This is a genomic window from Vibrio sp. 1F169 (assembly GCF_041439605.1).
GTDB classification, from domain to species: domain Bacteria; phylum Pseudomonadota; class Gammaproteobacteria; order Enterobacterales; family Vibrionaceae; genus Vibrio; species Vibrio tasmaniensis_A.
This window is the reverse complement of sequence record NZ_JBGOOI010000142.1, coordinates 1-3,244: the sequence shown is the minus strand read 5'-3', so window position 1 is coordinate 3,244 and position 3,244 is coordinate 1. Positions and strand designations below refer to the sequence as shown.

General features: G+C 38.0%; 3 protein-coding genes. All 3 read left to right on the top strand.

Features of this window, described 5'->3' with window-relative positions; all coding sequences use genetic code 11:
• Window positions 1–460: 460 nt before the first annotated feature.
• On the top strand, window positions 461–1,402 hold the full coding sequence (locus tag ACED53_RS23100) for a hypothetical protein (RefSeq protein ID WP_017099606.1): 942 nt from the start codon (window positions 461–463) through the stop codon (window positions 1,400–1,402).
• Window positions 1,384–2,850 carry a metallophosphoesterase gene (locus ACED53_RS23095; RefSeq protein WP_017099605.1) on the top strand — a complete coding sequence of 489 codons (1,467 nt, stop codon included), beginning with the start codon at window positions 1,384–1,386 and terminating at the stop codon, window positions 2,848–2,850. Before ACED53_RS23100 ends, ACED53_RS23095 begins: the two co-directional genes overlap by 19 nt.
• 137 nt (window positions 2,851–2,987) lie before the next feature.
• On the top strand, window positions 2,988–3,239 hold the full coding sequence (locus tag ACED53_RS23090) for an Arm DNA-binding domain-containing protein (protein WP_371693285.1): 252 nt from the start codon (window positions 2,988–2,990) through the stop codon (window positions 3,237–3,239).
• Window positions 3,240–3,244: the final 5 nt, after the last annotated feature.

Sequence of the window (3,244 nt, the reverse complement as noted above, 5' to 3'; positions counted from 1 at the left end):
GGTAGACACAAGGGATTTAAAATCCCTCGACGTTCGCGTTGTGCCGGTTCAAGTCGGTAATTACCAAGCCAGCTTAATGCTGGTTTTTTTGTGCCTGAATTCAGATAAAACTCCCTCCGGAATCTTCCCTCCTGTCTATCTCCTGTTCTCTGTGCAGATTTTCTGTTCGAGTTAGCTGCCAAGAACCTCCTGTGCTGATGAGCTGTGCGTAATTGTCGTGCCAGCATACCCAAGGCTGAATTTCTGTGTGCCTCTGGTCTCTGTCCGGTCGGGCTGTGAGTGATGAAGCGGACACGAAGCCTTAATAAAAATAAATTTAAGGGTTGCTGGCCAGTTGACAGTTTTTTAACGCTGACTAAGTAGCTCTAAAAAGCAGATCAAAATTAATATAAATTGCAACTTATCAATGTGTTATGTTACCTTAAGTTGCGCATGTCATATAAAAAACTAAAGAATATAGATGTCACATTTTATGCCTCCAGATCCTCACCCCTTAGACTATGATTGGCGGTTTACGAGAGAAACTGTTGATAAACTGAGTCAATTATTTGATGATCATGAGTCAGTGCTATCACTAGGTGTTCCTTCTTTAATAAGAAAACATCAAGAATTGGATAATCGGGTTTTTCTTGTTGATCGACAGCCTTTACATTGGTCTAATTTTCATTCGTTAGTAGACGTAGATGTTGATTTACCTCTATGTAAGAGCTTTGATGCTGCTGTCATAGATCCGCCTTGGTATATAGAGAATACTATTCGCTGGATCAGTTGGAGTGCGCAACACTTAGCGATTGGTTCAAAAATTTATATTTCTCTCTGGCCGGAATTAACAAGGCCACAAGCCATCGAAGAAAGAAAAAACTTATTTGAATGGTTGACTAGCTGGGCTGATTTTGAAATAAAATCTAATTTTTTTTGTTACGAAACTCCTGTTTTTGAAATGAGAGCAAGTGAAGTAAGTGATGATAATGTTCTCGAAGACTGGCGTTTTGGCGATTTACTTGTCATAAAAATTAAAGAAATCCCTCCTTTGTCGAAAGCTATCACTAAGACCGAATTATGGCACCGATTTGTAATAGATGACTATCAGCTTGCATTACGTGTGAACCATCACGATGTTCTACCTGCAAAAATAATTATGCATCCATTAGCTAATGGATGGTATTGGCCTTCCGTTAGTAGGAGAGCAATTGGAAGGGAAGTTATCGACCTGTGGAGCTCTCAAAACAAAGTGGGTACAGTAATTGGTAGCGCGAATGCATTAGAGATCTTACGTTTTCATTTGGGGTTATCTGATAAGGTGCCTTCATCAGCAGCAGACTCTTTTTTAACAGTGCTACAACAGTGGAATATACCGAATAAACCTTATAAACGAGTAATGGAATGGCAGCACCTAGCATAATCTTACGGTTCAGAGATACTACACCCGACATCGACACAATAGACGAGCATAAAGCTATTATTAATAGAAAAGGAATAGTGTTGTGGGGGTGGTGGAAGAAAGAACATGAAGACGGATTTGAGTCCTTATTTAACAGTTTAGAGAGTGATGACACGGTATCTGATTACGTTTATCTAATTGATCCATCGACTAAACGTTGTTTCACTGCATCTTTCAATAAAGTGTATAGGAAAAGGAAAGTTGACGTCGACATATCTTTGGTCCCTGAATACTATAGACACCAATGTGAGAAAGTTGAAGCTTGGTTTCAGTTGACTTCAATCAATGTCATTGATTATGAACCTAATTTAGGTAGGCAGGTGGGTGAAAATACACTATTACTTCGTGATAGCTATGGATGCTCTAGCGTAAGAGTTTCTAGAATCGGCAACAGCGGTTCAGATAGAAAGTCAATACTTCATCTTTCAGATTTACATTTTGGACTTGATCACGGTTTCGTTGTTTCAGATAAGGTTTTGGAAAGAGGGACAGCGAAGACACTTAGTGATTGTATTCTGACTGACTTAAAGCGAGTAAAAGCAAACAAAGATATTGCTGCAATCATTATTACAGGTGATTTTACGACAAGATCTGATTGGTCAGATAGTACAAAAAACTTAATTATAAGTGAGCTTCACTCGATAGCTAGCGGACTTGGGGTTGATAAAAGCAATATTATTACTCTCCCTGGAAACCATGATATGAAACGCTACCCGAGTGATAGCAACATAGACGAAAATAAGTTGGCTGGAAATACTCAGGTTACATATGAGCACGAGCGTGACTATCGTCTTTTTTCCGAAGAATTAACTGGGAAGCATTGGAAAAGTCAATTAGATTATAACATTATTGTTTCATTGGGTGATGTAGATTTATTCTTATCAATAATGAACTCATGTAGAGTAACAAGCTCTAAACTTACAGAATATGGTTATGTTGGTTCTCTAGGTTTAGACATACTTGACGACTTGGCTAATTTAAATATGAGTAAACCGACTTATAAAATGATGGCTCTTCACCATCATTTAGTGCCCATTAGTCAAGTTGAGATGCCAAATAGAAATGCGATATCTCTCACTCTAGATGCGGTTGAATTGTTAGATAAAGCAGCTAATGTTGGTATACATATGGCATTACATGGCCACCAGCATGAAAATAGAATTGCTCAATACCATAGTTTTAGCCTAGCAAATGAAGACCCCAAATCTCCTATATTAATAGTATCTGGCGGGAGTACGGGGGTTAGTCGTGAACGTAGAGCTGAGTCTACTAGAAATTCATACAACCTACTTACTTTTGAACTTGATAAGATCAAGCTGAGAATCAGAGAAATTATATCTGACGGAAAACGTGGGTATGATTTATATGATAATTATTTACCTGTTTCGCCTACCGTGCAGGAACAGTAGTTATTTAAAGTCGTAAATTATAATATTTAGCAAACCACAACTATAACGATAGATTATAGTTGTGGTTTGGCCGTTTCTAAATAAAAGCTAATTATATATTAAAACCTAGTATGGATTAAATATAGGTGATTTCTTTTATGGAGAAACGTTTTAAATTTACAACTACTAAGATCGCCAGTTTACCCCCTAATGATCCAGACTCGCGTTCTACAGAAGCTGAATATTCGTGCTCTGAGTTATCGGGTTTCAAGATATTAGTAGGTAAAAATGGACGTAAAAAATGGCTAGTCAGGTATACGCTTAATGGCAAGAAAGGATCTGCGTCATTGGGTATTTTCCCGGCTTTGTTGCGTAATTCAATGGAACTAAATCAAGAACCTACGATCTGATCAGC

Coding starts and splice junctions, on each gene's coding strand:
- ACED53_RS23090 (WP_371693285.1), top strand. CDS start 2,988: ATGGAGAAACGTTTTAAATTTACAACTACTAAGATCGCCAGTTTACCC.
- ACED53_RS23100 (WP_017099606.1), top strand. CDS start 461: ATGTCACATTTTATGCCTCCAGATCCTCACCCCTTAGACTATGATTGG.
- ACED53_RS23095 (WP_017099605.1), top strand. CDS start 1,384: ATGGCAGCACCTAGCATAATCTTACGGTTCAGAGATACTACACCCGAC.